Source organism: Ruegeria sp. BI7 (genome assembly GCF_056537925.1).
The window spans coordinates 136,009-150,057 of the sequence record NZ_JBQFSK010000001.1; the positions used below are offsets into that span (position 1 = coordinate 136,009).

Below are 14,049 nucleotides of genomic sequence, written 5' to 3' on the forward strand. Positions count from 1 at the left end.
GCGATGTCACAGCGGCGCGAGCAGGACTGCCCATTGGGGCGAAAATATCTATTCTCTCAGCAAGTGCCCAACCCCGAGGACAAAAGGATTTACCACATGAAACGCTTTGCCCTGACTTTCGTGACAGCTTTGGCCTTTGCCGTGCCGGCTTTCGCCGGTGATCAGTATGTAGACGGCACCGGTTTTGCCGTGTCGGGTTACGACGTTGTCGCCTATCGTGGCCTGGATCAGGCGCCGGTTGGCCAAGCCCAGCCCGAGGCCGTGCGTGGCCGTTCTGATATTACAGCGGACTATAACGGTGCCACCTGGGCGTTCTCGACCGAAGAGAACCGCGATAAGTTTCTTGATAACCCCGCCTATTACGCCCCGGCCTATGATGGGCATTGCGCTTACGGTGTATCGCGTGGTGGCAAGGTTCCGGCGAACCCGAACCTGTGGCGGATTGTCGATGACAAGCTGTACCTGAACATCACTGATGTTGTTGTCGGCTTTTTTGAAGAGGATATCCCCGGCAACATCAATCTGGCCGAAGGCAACTGGCCGGGGATCGAAGGTGATGACGCATCGACCAGCGTTATTCCGAAATTCACCTCGGAAGGTCCGGTCGCAAACTAATACGCTACTCACCGAAGCTAAACCCGGTCCACACTAGGCCGGGTTTTTGCTGTTAGCCAGCCAGAAGTCGTCGCGCATCTGTTGACCCGCGTCGAACTTGATGCGAACGCTTTTCGCGCCGGGAAACTTTCGTTCGGTGATCGTGTCGGGAACCACGACTTCGCCGGCCCCCGCATCGTTCGACTGGAAGCTCAGAACTTCGGTTTCCGTCCGCCGGGCCGAGGCAAGAACCGAGGTTGGCAGCGCAACCCGGTTGGACCCCTCACAAACCGGTGTTGGAACAAAATAAGTCAGATGACGGCCATAGAACCCAACGGCTTCGGGGACATGGTCTGCTTCGATTGAGGTCTGAGAATCCGGGTTTGCGCCATCCGGGCTGTGCGCCAGAGCTGTGTTCAGCAACATGCGGCAGGCGTCGATATCAGCGCTTTCCAATTCAATGACACGTTTGCGTAGCTTCGGCCGGCGCGGCATGCCAGTGGCACGTCCTTTGACGGTCAGCCCTTCGCGGCGTAAAAAATCATACGCCTCTTTGGCGCGCGCGAAATGTGTGCAATCGCCGTTTCTGTGGTCTGGATGTGCGTGAAATGCGATGTGGCGCCAAGCATCTCGGATATCGTCGGACCCTGAATTCTGGTCCAAGCCCAAAGCTTCGAGCGCGTCAGCGCGTGCATTTATCTTTTCAACAGGCTCCATAGCCAAAACACTCATTAAACAAACACTACGAACTCAGTGTGTGGAGGCTCACGAATTTGTCAAACTTTATCAAAAATTTATCGCTATTTGGGGGACAGTTCGAAAGGGGTCGCGCTATTGTTCACATCCCGTTTGCACTTGTGATCCCACAAAAAAGCCCGGAGCCTTGGCAGGGTCCGGGCAAAGTAACTAACAGGGATCAAATCAGGCGACGTTTTGCAATTCGGCCTTTGGAGTAATACCCAGTGCAAAACACACGTCGCGCGTCAGTTCAGGCCGATTCAGGGTATAGAAATGTAGCTTGTCCACGCCTTCGTCGATCAGGTCCGAACACAGTTCGGTGCATAGTGCTGTGGCCAGCAGATCCTCTCGATTATCGCGAATCGCCTTTTCAAAGGCGTTTTCGACCCAGTCAGGGATATGCGCACCACAGCGGCGGGCAAAATTGCGGGCACCTTTCCAGTTCTCGATGGGCAGGATGCCGGGCACGATGGGCTTGTCGATCCCGGCTTTTTCGCAGGCATCGCGGAAGCGGAAAAAAGTCTCGGCCTCAAAGAAGAACTGCGTCAGGGCTTCGTCCGCACCGGCATCCAGCTTGGCCTTGAGCCAATCGATATCGGCGGAAAAGTCCTGTGCCTCGGGGTGCTTGTCGGGATAGGCGCCGACGCGGATGCTGAACATTTCGGTTTCAGCCAGGGCTTCGATCAACTCGACCGAGTTTGCGAACCCATCGGGATGCGGCAGGAACCGATCCTGACCTTTCGGCGGATCACCCCGAAGGGCGACAATGTCCTGAACCCCGGCACGCGCGAATGTATCGGCGATCTCCAGCGTTTCCTGGCGCGAGGCGTCCACGCAGGTCAGGTGCGCTGCCACAGGAAGGCCGGAGGATTTGTGCAGGGTGGCCACGGCATCGCGGGTCAGTTCGCGGGTTGTGCCGCCCGCCCCATAGGTGACCGAGACAAAGCGCGGCTCAAGCGGGGCCAGCGTCTGAACCGTATCCCACAGGCGGAATGAGGCCTCGAGCGTTTGCGGCGGGAAAAACTCGAATGAAATTTCTGGTTTCGTCATGGCTGCCTCACTGGTCCTATCTGTGGCCCTTGTGCCAGTTTGCGCATTGTGAGACAAACTCATATTACTCAAGAACAACATGAGCCACACTACAATGCACATCGAATTCCGACACCTGCGTACGATTAAGGCCATCCATGAATGCGGCGGCCTGGCCCGTGCGGCGGATCAGCTGAACATCACGCAGTCCGCGCTGAGCCATCAGATCAAGGGGTTGGAGGATCAGGCGGGGGTCGAACTGTTCCTGCGCCGGTCCAAGCCGATGAAACTGTCGGCGGCGGGCTTGCGTCTGTTACGGCTGGCAGAGCAGATTCTGCCGCAACTTGAGGCGACGCAACAGGAATTTTCCTCTCTGCGGGATGGGCGCACGGGGCGGATGCATATCGCCATCGAATGTCACGCCTGTTTCGAATGGCTGTTCCCGGTGCTGGAGTCTTTCCGCAAATCCTGGGGCGATGTAGATGTCGATATCCGCCCGGGTCTGGCCTTTGACGCTTTGCCTGCCCTGCAGAAGGAAGAGGTCGATCTGGTGGTGTCGTCCGACCCAGAGGAGCTGCCGGGCATAGAGTTCATCGAACTGTTTGACTATGACGCGGTCTTTGTCGCGTCGTCCTCGCACCCCTTGGCGCAGAAAGAGTTCATCGAGGCCGAGGATTTCCGAGGGCAAACCCTGATTACATACCCGGTCGAACGCACACGTCTGGATGTGTTCAGCCAATTGCTGATCCCGGCACGCGTTGAACCGGCCGCAATCCGGCAGGTGGAATTGACGGCAGTGATCCTGTTGCTTGTGGCCTCGAACCGGGGCGTTGCTGCGTTGCCTGACTGGGTCGTGCGCGAGGTAAAATACAACTCGGACTATGTCACCCGCCCGCTGACGGAAAACGGAATTACCCGCACATTGTACGCGGCTGTGCGCTCGGAAGACCTGGAAAAACCCTATGTGCAGGAACTGATCGAGCTGGCGGGAACCGAGGCGCGCAAGCTGCAAGCGCAATAGGTCAAAAACGCGGGTCTGCTATGCGCATCATTCCTCTTGGCAAGGGCGCGTTGCACCAGTATACGCGCGGTTTGACCGGACAGGAGCCTTTGGACAATGGTTGGCAGTGCAAACCTCAACATCATGATCAAAGCCGCGCGCAAGGCGGGGCGTTCTTTGGTCAAGGATTTTCGTGAAGTCGAGAACCTTCAGGTGTCGATGAAAGGCGCGGGCGACTTTGTCTCCAAGGCCGACATTGCCGCCGAGGCAATCCTGAAAGAGGAACTGCTGGGTGCGCGCCCAACCTATGGCTGGTTGGCCGAAGAGGGCGGCGCGATTGATGGTGAGGACCCAACCCGCCGTTGGATCGTAGACCCGTTGGACGGCACAACCAACTTCCTGCACGGCCTGCCGCACTGGGCGGTGTCGATTGCGCTGGAACACAAGGGCAAGATCGTGGCCGGAGTGATCTATGACGCCGCCAAGGATGAGATGTTCTTTGCCGAAAAAGGTGAAGGCGCATGGATGAACGATACCCGTATCCGTGTCTCGGGCCGTCATCGCATGATCGAGTCCATCTTCTCGACAGGTTTGCCATTTGGTGGCCGCTCGGACCTACCTGCCACGTTGCAGGATCTGGCCCGGCTGATGCCTGCCTGCGCTGGTGTGCGCCGCTGGGGCGCTGCGGCGCTGGACATGGCCTATGTGGCCGCAGGCCGCTATGAAGGGTTCTGGGAGCGTCGCCTGAACGCCTGGGACGTGGCCGCTGGGATCATCATCGTGAAAGAGGCCGGTGGCTTTGTGCAAGCCCTGAACCCCGAAGGCAACGTGCTTGAGGATGGCGAGGTGATCTGCGCCAATGAGCCGATCTTTGACCAGTTCGCCAAGGTGATCCGGGGCTAAGCTTCCTGCAAATCCATTAAAAAAGCGCGCCCTGTTACAGGCGCGCTTTGTCGTTTCAAAGAGACTGGATTCAGAGGGTTGCGCGCTGCGCCAGCCCGGCTTCATCCGCCAGCCGTGCGGCAACAGATGCAACCGCCAGGTCCTGTAGCCCAACACCGGTTCCGTCGAACAAGGTGATCTCATCCGCGCTTGCCCGCCCCGAATGGTCGCCATTGATGACGGCACCGATTGGGGTGATCTGATCTTCGGTCAACGAGCCGTTTGCGATGGCATGCTGAGCTTCGCCAAGGGTGACCGATTGGGCAACTTCGTCGGTGTAAACCGTTGCACTGGCAACCAGCGCGGCGTCGACTTCTTGCTTGCCCACCGTATCGGTGCCCATGCAGGCCAGATGGGTGCCCGGTTTGATCCAGTCTTTCATCAGCAAAGGTTCAAACGCCGACGTGATAGTGATGATGACATCCGCCTGTGCGCCCAGCTCTTCTTGACTAACAGCTTCGAAGTCGAGGCCGATTTCTTTCGCGACCTCACCCAGACGCGGAAGCATCTCGGGGTGGGGGTTCCAGGCAACGACTTTTTCAAAGTCGCGTTGCTCGGCTGCGGCGCGCAGTTGGAAGGCGGATTGATGGCCAGCGCCAACCATGCCCAGAACCTTGGAATCCTTTCGGGCCAGATGGGCGATGGAAACGGCAGACGATGCAGCCGTGCGCACGGCGGTCAGGTAGTTGCCGCCGACCAGTGCAGACAGACGCCCGGTGTCCGGGTCGAACAGGAAGACAGTGGATTGGTGGTTGGTCAACCCTTTGTCCAGATTGCCCGGCCAGTAGCCGCCAGATTTGACACCCAGCACCTGACCGGCCCGGTCAAAGCCGGATTTGAATCCATAAAGCGCATCGGCATAGCCAATCGCTTCACGGATGACCGGAAAGTTGTAAGCATCTCCGCGCGCCATTGCGGCGAACACGTCCTGCACCGCGTCAAACGCGTCGCTGCGGCCAACCAGTTGCTGGCACAGATCTTCTCCGACGATCAGCAAGGGTTTTCCCGACATATCTTTCATGACCTTTTCCTTAGCTTGAGGGCAGGTCCGGGCGGCAGGGAAGGGAAGAACCGCCGCCCGGATCAATGCGGTTCGGCTTAATACGCCTTACCGCGAGCGGATACTGGCCAGAGGGTTTCGACCTTGCCGTTGCGCACCCCAACATACCAATCATGGACGTTGGCGGTGGGATCGCAGTGACCCGGAACTAGACGCAGTTTGTCGTTCACCTTCAACGCACCGTCGGGATCAGCGACAACACCGTGTTCGTCCGAACACTTGATGTATTCCACATCGGTGCGCCCAAAGATCACCGGCAAGCCACTGTCCACCGACTGCGCTTTGAGGCCTGCATCGACAATGGCCTTGTCGGCCTTGGCGTGGCTCATGACGCTGGTGAGGATGAAGAACGCGTTCTCCCATTCTCCACGGTCGATGCGGTTGCCGTCCTGATCAAGGATACGACCATAATCGGCGTCCATGAAGGCGTAGGAACCGCACTGCAGTTCGTTGTATACGCCCGAAGTGCTTTCAAAATAGTAGGACCCGGTGCCGCCACCGCCGACAATGTCACACTCCAGACCTTCTGCGGTCAACCCGTCCACTGCGTCTTTGACCTGTGCCACGGCAACGTCGATCTTGGCCTTGCGGTCCTCATAAAGGTCCATGTGCTGCATCGCGCCCTGGTAAGCCTGAATGCCGGAGAACTTCAGCCCCGGAGCCGCGTCAATGGCTTTGGCGATGGCGATTACCTCGGGTGTCGTCGTCACGCCGCAGCGACCTGCGCCGCAGTCAATCTCGACCAGACATTCGATCTGGGTGCCATGGCGTTGTGCCGCCTCGGACAGATCGGCGACATTGTCGATGTCGTCGACACAGCAGATCGTCCGTGCGCCCAGCTTGGGCATGCGCGCAAGGCGGTCGATCTTGGCCGGGTCGCGCACTTGGTTCGAGACCAGAACGTCTTTGATACCGCCGCGGGCAAAGACCTCGGCCTCAGAGACTTTCTGGCAACATACCCCACAGGCCCCGCCCAGCTCGACCTGCAGCTTTGCCACATCGACGGATTTATGCATCTTGCCATGCACCCGGTGACGCATCCCATGGGCCTTGGCATAGTCACCCATCTTTTTGATATTTCGCTCCAAGGCGTCCAGATCCAGCACCAGGCTTGGCGTCTGAATTTCGGCCTCGTCCGTGCCAATAGCGGCAGGAATGTCAAAGCCAACTTCAAGCTGATCAATATTCACAGGCTTGTTCATATTTCTTCCTCCTCAGCCCTTGATCCAGGGCAATTTATCCAAATCCACGTTGCCACCAGTGATGATCACGCCGACGCGTTTGCCCTTGAACACTTCGGGGTGTTTCAGGATGGTGGCCAATGGCACGGCGCTGCTGGGCTCCATCACGACACGCAGGTATTTCCAGGTGATCTTCATCGCCTCGACGATTTCGTCTTCACTGGCGGTTTGAATGTCGGTGACAAAGCGGGACACGAAGTGCCAGGTGTTTTCCTTCAGCGGCACTTTCAGACCGTCGGCGACAGTGATCGGCGCGTCATCCGCGATGATGTGCCCGGCCTTGAAGCTGCGATAGGCGTCGTCGGCTTGTTCCGGTTCGGCGGCGTATATCTTTACCTCGGGGGCCGCGTTCGACAGGGTCAGGCACGTGCCCGAGATCATGCCGCCGCCGCCAATGGGTGCGACTACAGCGTCCACACCGTCGGTTTGCTCAAGCAGTTCGGCCGAACAGGTGGCTTGCCCTGCAATTACGCGCGGGTCGTTGTAGGGGTGAACGAACTCACCGCCCGTCCGGCCTTGCACTTCGGCAAACACGGCCTCACGCGAGGTGGTCGAAGGTTCACACTCGGTGATGATCCCGCCATAACGGCGCACCGCGTCTTTCTTGGCTTGCGGTGCCGTGCGCGGCATCACGACGTTACAGGGAATACCCCGCCGTCCGGCTGCATATGACAAACTGAGCGCATGGTTGCCCGAAGAGTGGGTGGCCACGCCGCGCTTTGCAGCGTCGTCATCCAGCCCAAAGACCGCATTGCAGGCCCCGCGCACTTTGAAGGCCCCGGCTTCTTGGAAGTTTTCACATTTAAAGAACAGCTGTGCGCCGGTCAGTTCGTCCAGATAGTCCGAACGCATCACTGGGGTGCGGTTGATATGTGGCCGAATCCGTTCGTGCGCTTCGCGCATGTCGGCCAGCGTCAGGCTTTCAGCTGTGGTGAGTGCGTCCAACATCAAGCTCCTCCTTAAGCTGCGGATTGCATCGGTGTGGCGCTGCCGCTGCGGAAGTACTCCTGCGCTGCTGCAACACCGCTGCCCAACGTGATCGGATAGTCCAGATCAGCCATCGCCATTTCGATCGTGGCCAGACCGGACAGAACCATTACATCCGTCAGGCTGCCCAGATGGCCGATACGGAAGGCTTTGCCGTTCATTTCGCCCAACCCGATGCCAAAGCTTACGCCATAGGCATTAAAGGCGTGATCGGTCAGCGCATTGCTGTCAAAGCCTTCAGGTACGTAAATCGCACTGACGGTATCGGAATACAGGTCGGGCGATTGCGCCACCAACTCCAGCCCCCAGGCGGCAGTTGCCTTGCGGACCCCTTCGGCCAGACGGAAATGGCGGGCATATACGTTGTCCAGACCTTCCTCGAACAGCATCTTCAGGCTTTCGCGCATACCATAGATCAGCTGCAGCGGTGGGGTATAGGGAAACCCGCCCGACGCATTTGCGTTCATCATGTCGCGGAAATCAAAGAAGGTGCGCGGCAGTTGGGCCGTTTCCATCGCAGCCAGCGCCTTGGGGCTGACACACAGGATCGCCATACCGGTTGCCAGCATGAAGCCCTTTTGCGAACCCGACACCGCGATATCGACGCCCCAGCCATCAAACTCGAACGGCATCGAGGCCAGTGAACTGACGCAATCCACAAACAGCATCGCCGGGTGGTCGCTGGCATCCATTGCCTTGCGCACCGCTCCGATATCCGAGCGTACGCCGGTCGCCGTTTCGTTATGCGTTACCAGAACTGCTTTGATCTTATGCTCTTTGTCTGCGGCAAGAGCTTCGGCAAACTTATCGGCGGGCGCGCCGCTGCCCCAGGGGCATTCGATGATGCGGACATCCAGGCCGTGCCGTTGGCACAGGTCGATCCAGCGATGGCTGAACATGCCATAGCGCGCAACCAGTACGCTGTCGCCGGGGCTGAGCGTATTGGTCACCGATGCCTCCCAGCCGCCTGTTCCGCTGGCCGGGAAGGTGATGATCTTCCCTTCTTTGGTTCCAAACACCTTTCTGGTGTCTTCCAGCACAGGGGCAAAGGTTTCGACAAAATCAGGCGCGCGGTGGTCCTGTGTCTGGACCTGCATCGCTAGGCGCAACCGATCCGGGATATTGGTGGGGCCGGGAATGAATACCGGGTTTTGATTGGACATTTCTAGATCCTCCGATTTGAAGAAGAGTGTTGTAGAAATCGCTCCTTGGTGCAATTTTCTTGAAAAATATTTTCATTTTTGTAATTAAATAAATAATCCATTGAATAGATGTAATTTTCCGTTTTTCATTTTTGGGTTTCAGAAAGCGGGATGAAAAAAACTTTGCCGGGCTGAAAGGAGAAATCAGTGACGGACACCCCCAAAAGGCCGCGCGGCAGGCCCAAATCGCTGTTCAAGGAAAGCTCGGCCGGGACCATGCAATCACTGGATCGGGCGCTGGTTGTTCTGACCGCAGTGGCACGAATGGAACGCGCTGCGCTAAGCGATCTTGCGCGCGAAGTGGATGTACCTACAGCCACTACGCACCGCATTCTGGCGACGTTGCAGAAACATGGGTTTGTCGCTTTCGATGACGAACGGCAGGAATGGATGATCGGGATTGAAGCGTATCGCACCGGCGCTTCGTTCCTGCGTCGAAACAGCGTGATTGAAATCGGGCGACCGATCTTGCGGCGTTTGATGCAAGAAAGTGGCGAAACCGCGAATTTGGCCGTGCCAGACGGGTCCGAAGTGGTTTTTGTCGGACAGGTTGAAACGCCGAACCCGATCCGGGCGTTTTTCCCACCGGGTGCTAGGACGCCGATGTACGCGTCCGGCACAGGCAAAGCGATATTGGCCGCGATGAGCGAGTCTGCGGCCAGCAAAGCATTGGCGGCTGACGCTGTTCGTTTCACCTCACATACGTTGCTGCCGAACGAAGGGTTAGAGGCGGATTTGGCTAAAACCCATGCCCGCGGCTGGTCGCATGATCATGAGGAACGGTACGAAGGCATGTCTTGTATCGGTGCCGCCATCTACAATGACCGGGGCGAACCCTGTGCCGGGATTTCCGTGTCTGGGCCGTCTGTCCGGTTCATTGCCGACCGGGCAACAGAACTGGGTGTGTTGGTTCGGGACGCCGCAGAAGAGATCACGCAGCTCAGCGGCGGTCGACTACCGAAGCCGCCTGAGGACTAGCGCCTATTTTCGCGGGACCCGTGGAATGCGGGATTGGGATAATTTGTATTTGTGTTCGGGGTGGGGCGGGTGGCCATGGGTGCGGCCCCAAAACGCGGGACCACCTCGTTTCAGCCAAAGCGGGAGGCACAGGACCAGGCCGACCAAAAAGCCCCCCGTGTGCGCCCAATAGGCAACTCCACCTTCGTCTGGGTTGCTTGCAAGGCTGCCCATGAATTGAAGGCCCAACCAGATGCCCAGCATGATGAAAGCCGGGATGGTGAAAATCCGAAAATAGACGATCAGAATCAGCAGAACGTCCACGCGCGCTTTGGGGAACAGCAAAAGATAGCCGCCCATCACCCCGGCAATTGCACCCGAGGCTCCAATGGTCGGCACCACCGAATCCGGCGCGGTGGCTACGTGGATCAGGCCTGCGCCGACACCAGCCAGCAAATAGAACAGCAGGAAGGGCAGGTGGCCCATCTCATCCTCAAGATTGTCCCCGAAAATCCAGAGAAACAGCATATTCCCGGCCAGATGCATCCATCCACCATGCAGAAACATCGACGTCACAAGGGTTTCGAACGCAAATCCATCGGTGATCCGCGCCGGGATGATAGCATAGTCGAAATACAGCCTGTTGATCAGCGGTGCATTATCCATAATCCCCACATAGCTGAAGAAAATCAGGATATTGGCTGCCATCAGTAGGTAAACGACATAGGGCGTGCGCCCCGACGGATTGTGGTCACGGATCGGAAACATGGGGGGACGCTGGGCTTTTCCCGGCCCAGCGTCAAGATACGGTTACGCCGCACCTCCCAACAAGGCCGCATTGCCTCCGGCGGCGGTGGTGTCGACGCAGACGTGACGCTCGCCCAGAACCCGCGCCCGATCAGGCTGACCGGGGATCAGCGGCAGGATCGGGCCGTCACGGCGGGCCAGGTGGCGTTCGATCTCGCGCGCGGTTTCGTCATCTCCCCACCACAGAACTCCTGAGATATTGGCGATGTTCTCTAGCCTGTGCAGGTCCACCATTCCGGTCGCTAGAATGGCGGTGCCGCCCAGGGCTGCGACTGCTTCGGCCTGCGCTTGTGCGGCCTCGGGTCCTGGCCCCATGCACAACAATGGCGCGCGGGGGAATTCACTCAGTCGGTTGGATTCGCCGGTCGGGCCGGGCAGGGATTGCGTGCGTACGGCAGCAGGCTGGCCTTGCGGATCGGGTAGATCGCCCATCGTGTTGTTCCAATTCGCCGTGCTGTGTTGACGATCCGGAGCACAGAAGCGTGCCATGTAGTTCGGCCCACCCGCCTTGGGTCCGGTGCCCGACAGACCTTCGCCGCCAAAGGGCTGAGATCCCACGATCGCACCAATCTGGTTGCGGTTGACATAAATGTTGCCCGCGTGAACGGCCTCAGTGATGTGCTGCACCCGGTCATCGATGCGGGTGTGCAGGCCGAAAGTCAGCCCATAGCCCGTGGCATTGATGTCGGCGATGACCTGATCAATCTCAGCAGCCTTGAAGCGGACGACATGCAGGACCGGGCCAAACACTTCACGCTGCAGTGCGCTGATACCGGGGATTTCGATCAGGGTAGGGGCGATGAAAGTCCCTTCGGGGGGCGTGTTCAGTTCCTTCACCACCCGGCCATCTGCGCGCGCTTGCGCGATGTGGTCCGCAATGCCTTGCAGCGCGTCCTGATCAATGACCGGGCCGCAGTCGGTCGACAAAAGCCATGGGTCACCGACCTGCAAAACCTCCATCGCGCCGGTCAGCATGGTCAGCAAGTCGTCGGCGATATCTTCCTGCACATAGAGGCAGCGCAGGGCCGAGCATCTCTGACCCGCAGATTGAAATGCGCTTTCGATAATGGATTGCACGGCTTGTTCAGGCAGTGCGGTGCTGTCCACAATCATGGCGTTCAATCCGCCGGTTTCCGCGATCAAAGGCGTGCCAGGTTTCAGGTTCTCTGCCATTGCTGAACGAATTTTCAATGCGGTGGCGGTCGAGCCTGTAAAGGCGACCCCAGACACGCGCGGGTCTGACGTCAACGCCGCCCCGACTGACGGCCCACCGGGCAGCAGTTGCAGAACGTCGCGCGGTACTCCGGCCTCGTGCAGCAGTTGGACAGCCCGGTGCGCGACCAACGGCGTTTGCGGCGCAGGCTTGGCTAGAGCGGCGTTGCCGGTGGCCAAAGCCGCCGAAATCTGCCCGGTAAAGATTGCCAGCGGAAAGTTCCAGGGGCTGATGCAAGTAAACGTGCCCGCTGGTTCAGCCGCGGGGATGTTAGCAGCATAATAACGAAGGAAATCGACCGCCTCGCGCAGTTCAGCGACCGCATCGGGAACCGATTTTCCGGCCTCTTGCGCCAGCAGAGCGAAAAGCTCACCATAGTGTGCTTCGTACAGATCAGCTGCTGTATTCAATACCTGCGCCCGTTGTTCAGCCGGAGCATTCCACGGAGCCGCCGTGGCCAACGCAAGTTCGACATCCTGAGCGCTGGCCGGGGCGACCGCGCCCGGTCGGTCCTGCGGATGCGCCGGATTGGTGACGGGTTCGTCAGCGTCGGGATGCGCGTCTTGTGACAAAAGCGGCTGCGCGTACCAGTGATGTGCGCGAAATGCATCGCGGGCGGCGTCAATCTGATCGAGCGTCGGTGTGTGTTGCAGATCAAACCCTTTAGAATTGGGTCGCTCGGGTTGAAACAGTTCAGGGCCGGTTGGCAGCGATGGTTTTGGTTCTGCAATGCTGTCAAACGGGTCCGACGCGACCTCCTCGGGCGGCACATTTTCATCGACGATCTGATTCACGAAGGATGAGTTCGCACCGTTCTCAAGCAGCCGCCGCACCAGATAGGCTAAAAGATCGCGATGCGCTCCGACCGGCGCGTAAATTCGGCAGCGAGTGTTGCTGTGATCCTTGACGATCTGATGCAAGGTTTCGCCCATGCCATGTAAACGCTGAAACTCGAATGGTTGCGCGTCGGCCATATGCAGGATTGCGCTGACTGTATGGGCGTTATGGGTTGCGAATTGCGGGTAAATCCGGTCGGTCATCCCCAACAGCTTGCGGGCATTGGCGATGTACGAGATATCGGTCGCCGCCTTACGCGTGAAAACCGGGAAACCATCGACACCTTCGACCTGCGCGCGCTTGACCTCGGTATCCCAATAAGCCCCCTTGACCAGTCGAACCATCAGTTTGCGGTCATGACGTTCCGCCATGTCATAGAGCGTGTCCAACACGACCCCAGCGCGTGGACCATATGCCTGAACCACGATGCCGAAACCATCCCAACCGGCCAATGCGGGCTCACCCATAACGGCCTCGATCACTTGCAGGGAAAGCGACAGGCGGTCGGCTTCTTCGGCGTCAACATTCAGGCCCATACCGGCGGCTTTGGCCAACAGACACAGGGCGCGCAGGCGAGGGACAAGCTCTTCCATCACCCGTTGTTCCTGCGCCAACTCATAGCGCGGATGCAGGGCTGACAGCTTTACCGATATCCCCGGATTGGCCCGGATATCGTCATGGGTGCAGGCATCGGCAATGGCCGCGATAGCGCGAGAATAAGACAGGTGATAACGGGCGGCGTCAGCTTCGGTGCGCGCCGCCTCGCCCAGCATGTCGTAGGAATAGGTGTAACCCTTTGCCTCCATCCCGGCGGCCCGGTCCATGGCGGACTGGATAGTCTCACCCAGTACGAATTGACGGCCCATTTCCTTCATCGCGCGGCCAACGGCCGTACGGATCACCGGTTCGCCCAATCGTTTGATGGCCCCACGCAGGGCGCCGACGGGCGACGCTTTGCCCTCGTCCAGAACCTTTCCGGTCAGCATCAGCGCCCAGGTTGACGCGTTCACCAGCGAAGACGATGACTGCCCCAGATGTTTGCCCCAATCCGACGGTGCGATCTTATCCTCGATCAGCGCGTCGATGGTGTCGGCATCAGGGACGCGCAGCAGCGCCTCGGCCAGACACATCAGCGCGATGCCCTCGTCGGTGGACAGGCCGTATTCGGCCAGAAACACCTCCATCATGCCGGGCGAAGTACTGGACCGGATGTCACGCACGAACTGAGCCGCTGCTGCACAGATCGCCGTGCGGTCGGCTTGGGGCAGGTTGGTCTGTTCGACCAACTGATCCAATACTGCAGACTGGTCAGCATAGGTCTGGCCGTCGATATGGGTGCGCAGGCTGTGTGTCATGTATCCTCCGGGCTTTTGGGGAGTATACAGTCGATTTTTCAGGACAATCGCCTTAAGTTCAAAAAATGGTAGGCGAATGTTCTGAAA

The 14,049-nt window shown here is 58.7% G+C and carries 12 protein-coding genes; 4 read left to right on the forward strand and 8 right to left on the reverse strand.

All coding sequences use genetic code 11. From position 1 onward, the window contains the following. The first annotated feature begins 96 nt into the window (after positions 1-96). Entirely contained in the window at positions 97-615 is a 519-nt protein-coding gene (locus ACR0JB_RS00685) for a YHS domain-containing (seleno)protein (RefSeq protein ID WP_170395489.1), read from the forward strand. A 33-nt stretch (positions 616-648) separates the two neighbouring features. Here the strand turns inward: ACR0JB_RS00685 and ACR0JB_RS00690 are convergent, their stop codons facing one another. Together ACR0JB_RS00690 and metF are read right to left on the reverse strand one after the other, a co-directional pair. After that, on the reverse strand, positions 649-1,326 hold the full coding sequence (locus ACR0JB_RS00690) for a J domain-containing protein (RefSeq protein WP_254437367.1): 678 nt from the start codon (positions 1,324-1,326) through the stop codon (positions 649-651). A gap of 189 nt (positions 1,327-1,515) precedes the next feature. Then, complete coding sequence (gene metF / locus ACR0JB_RS00695; RefSeq protein WP_170395491.1) at positions 1,516-2,382, reverse strand: methylenetetrahydrofolate reductase [NAD(P)H]; 867 nt, start codon at positions 2,380-2,382, stop codon at positions 1,516-1,518. A gap of 94 nt (positions 2,383-2,476) precedes the next feature. Between metF and ACR0JB_RS00700 the strand changes: the two genes are divergently transcribed. Beyond that, entirely contained in the window at positions 2,477-3,382 is a 906-nt protein-coding gene (locus tag ACR0JB_RS00700) for a LysR family transcriptional regulator (protein WP_170395905.1), read from the forward strand. A 96-nt stretch (positions 3,383-3,478) separates the two neighbouring features. Then, positions 3,479-4,264 (forward strand): inositol monophosphatase family protein, encoded by a 786-nt coding sequence (locus ACR0JB_RS00705; protein WP_170347901.1) that lies wholly within the window; start codon positions 3,479-3,481, stop codon positions 4,262-4,264. A 70-nt stretch (positions 4,265-4,334) separates the two neighbouring features. On the opposite strand, the gene bhcD is transcribed toward ACR0JB_RS00705, so the two are convergent. The 4 genes from bhcD to bhcA form a co-directional block, all read right to left on the reverse strand. Beyond that, the gene (gene bhcD / locus ACR0JB_RS00710; protein ID WP_480789612.1) at positions 4,335-5,324 is read right to left on the reverse strand and encodes an iminosuccinate reductase BhcD; all 990 of its coding nucleotides are present in this window, start codon (positions 5,322-5,324) and stop codon (positions 4,335-4,337) included. A gap of 77 nt (positions 5,325-5,401) precedes the next feature. Continuing rightward, positions 5,402-6,565: a 3-hydroxy-D-aspartate aldolase BhcC gene (bhcC, locus tag ACR0JB_RS00715; RefSeq protein ID WP_170504592.1), complete on the reverse strand. Its 1,164-nt coding sequence runs from the start codon at positions 6,563-6,565 to the stop codon at positions 5,402-5,404. A 12-nt stretch (positions 6,566-6,577) separates the two neighbouring features. Beyond that, positions 6,578-7,552, reverse strand: coding sequence for a beta-hydroxyaspartate dehydratase BhcB (bhcB, locus tag ACR0JB_RS00720; RefSeq protein ID WP_170360468.1), 975 nt, complete (start codon positions 7,550-7,552; stop codon positions 6,578-6,580). Positions 7,553-7,563: 11 nt separating this feature from the next. Beyond that, a complete protein-coding gene (gene bhcA, locus ACR0JB_RS00725; protein ID WP_170504595.1) occupies positions 7,564-8,754 on the reverse strand; it encodes an L-aspartate--glyoxylate aminotransferase BhcA in 1,191 nt (396 codons plus the stop codon). 186 nt (positions 8,755-8,940) lie between these two features. Between bhcA and ACR0JB_RS00730 the strand changes: the two genes are divergently transcribed. Beyond that, positions 8,941-9,771, forward strand: coding sequence for an IclR family transcriptional regulator (locus ACR0JB_RS00730; RefSeq protein WP_170504598.1), 831 nt, complete (start codon positions 8,941-8,943; stop codon positions 9,769-9,771). A gap of 3 nt (positions 9,772-9,774) precedes the next feature. On the opposite strand, the gene ACR0JB_RS00735 is transcribed toward ACR0JB_RS00730, so the two are convergent. Further along, positions 9,775-10,518 (reverse strand): rhomboid family intramembrane serine protease, encoded by a 744-nt coding sequence (locus ACR0JB_RS00735; RefSeq protein ID WP_170395499.1) that lies wholly within the window; start codon positions 10,516-10,518, stop codon positions 9,775-9,777. 42 nt (positions 10,519-10,560) lie between these two features. Further along, a complete protein-coding gene (putA, locus tag ACR0JB_RS00740; protein ID WP_480789613.1) occupies positions 10,561-13,962 on the reverse strand; it encodes a bifunctional proline dehydrogenase/L-glutamate gamma-semialdehyde dehydrogenase PutA in 3,402 nt (1,133 codons plus the stop codon). Positions 13,963-14,049 lie beyond the last annotated feature (87 nt).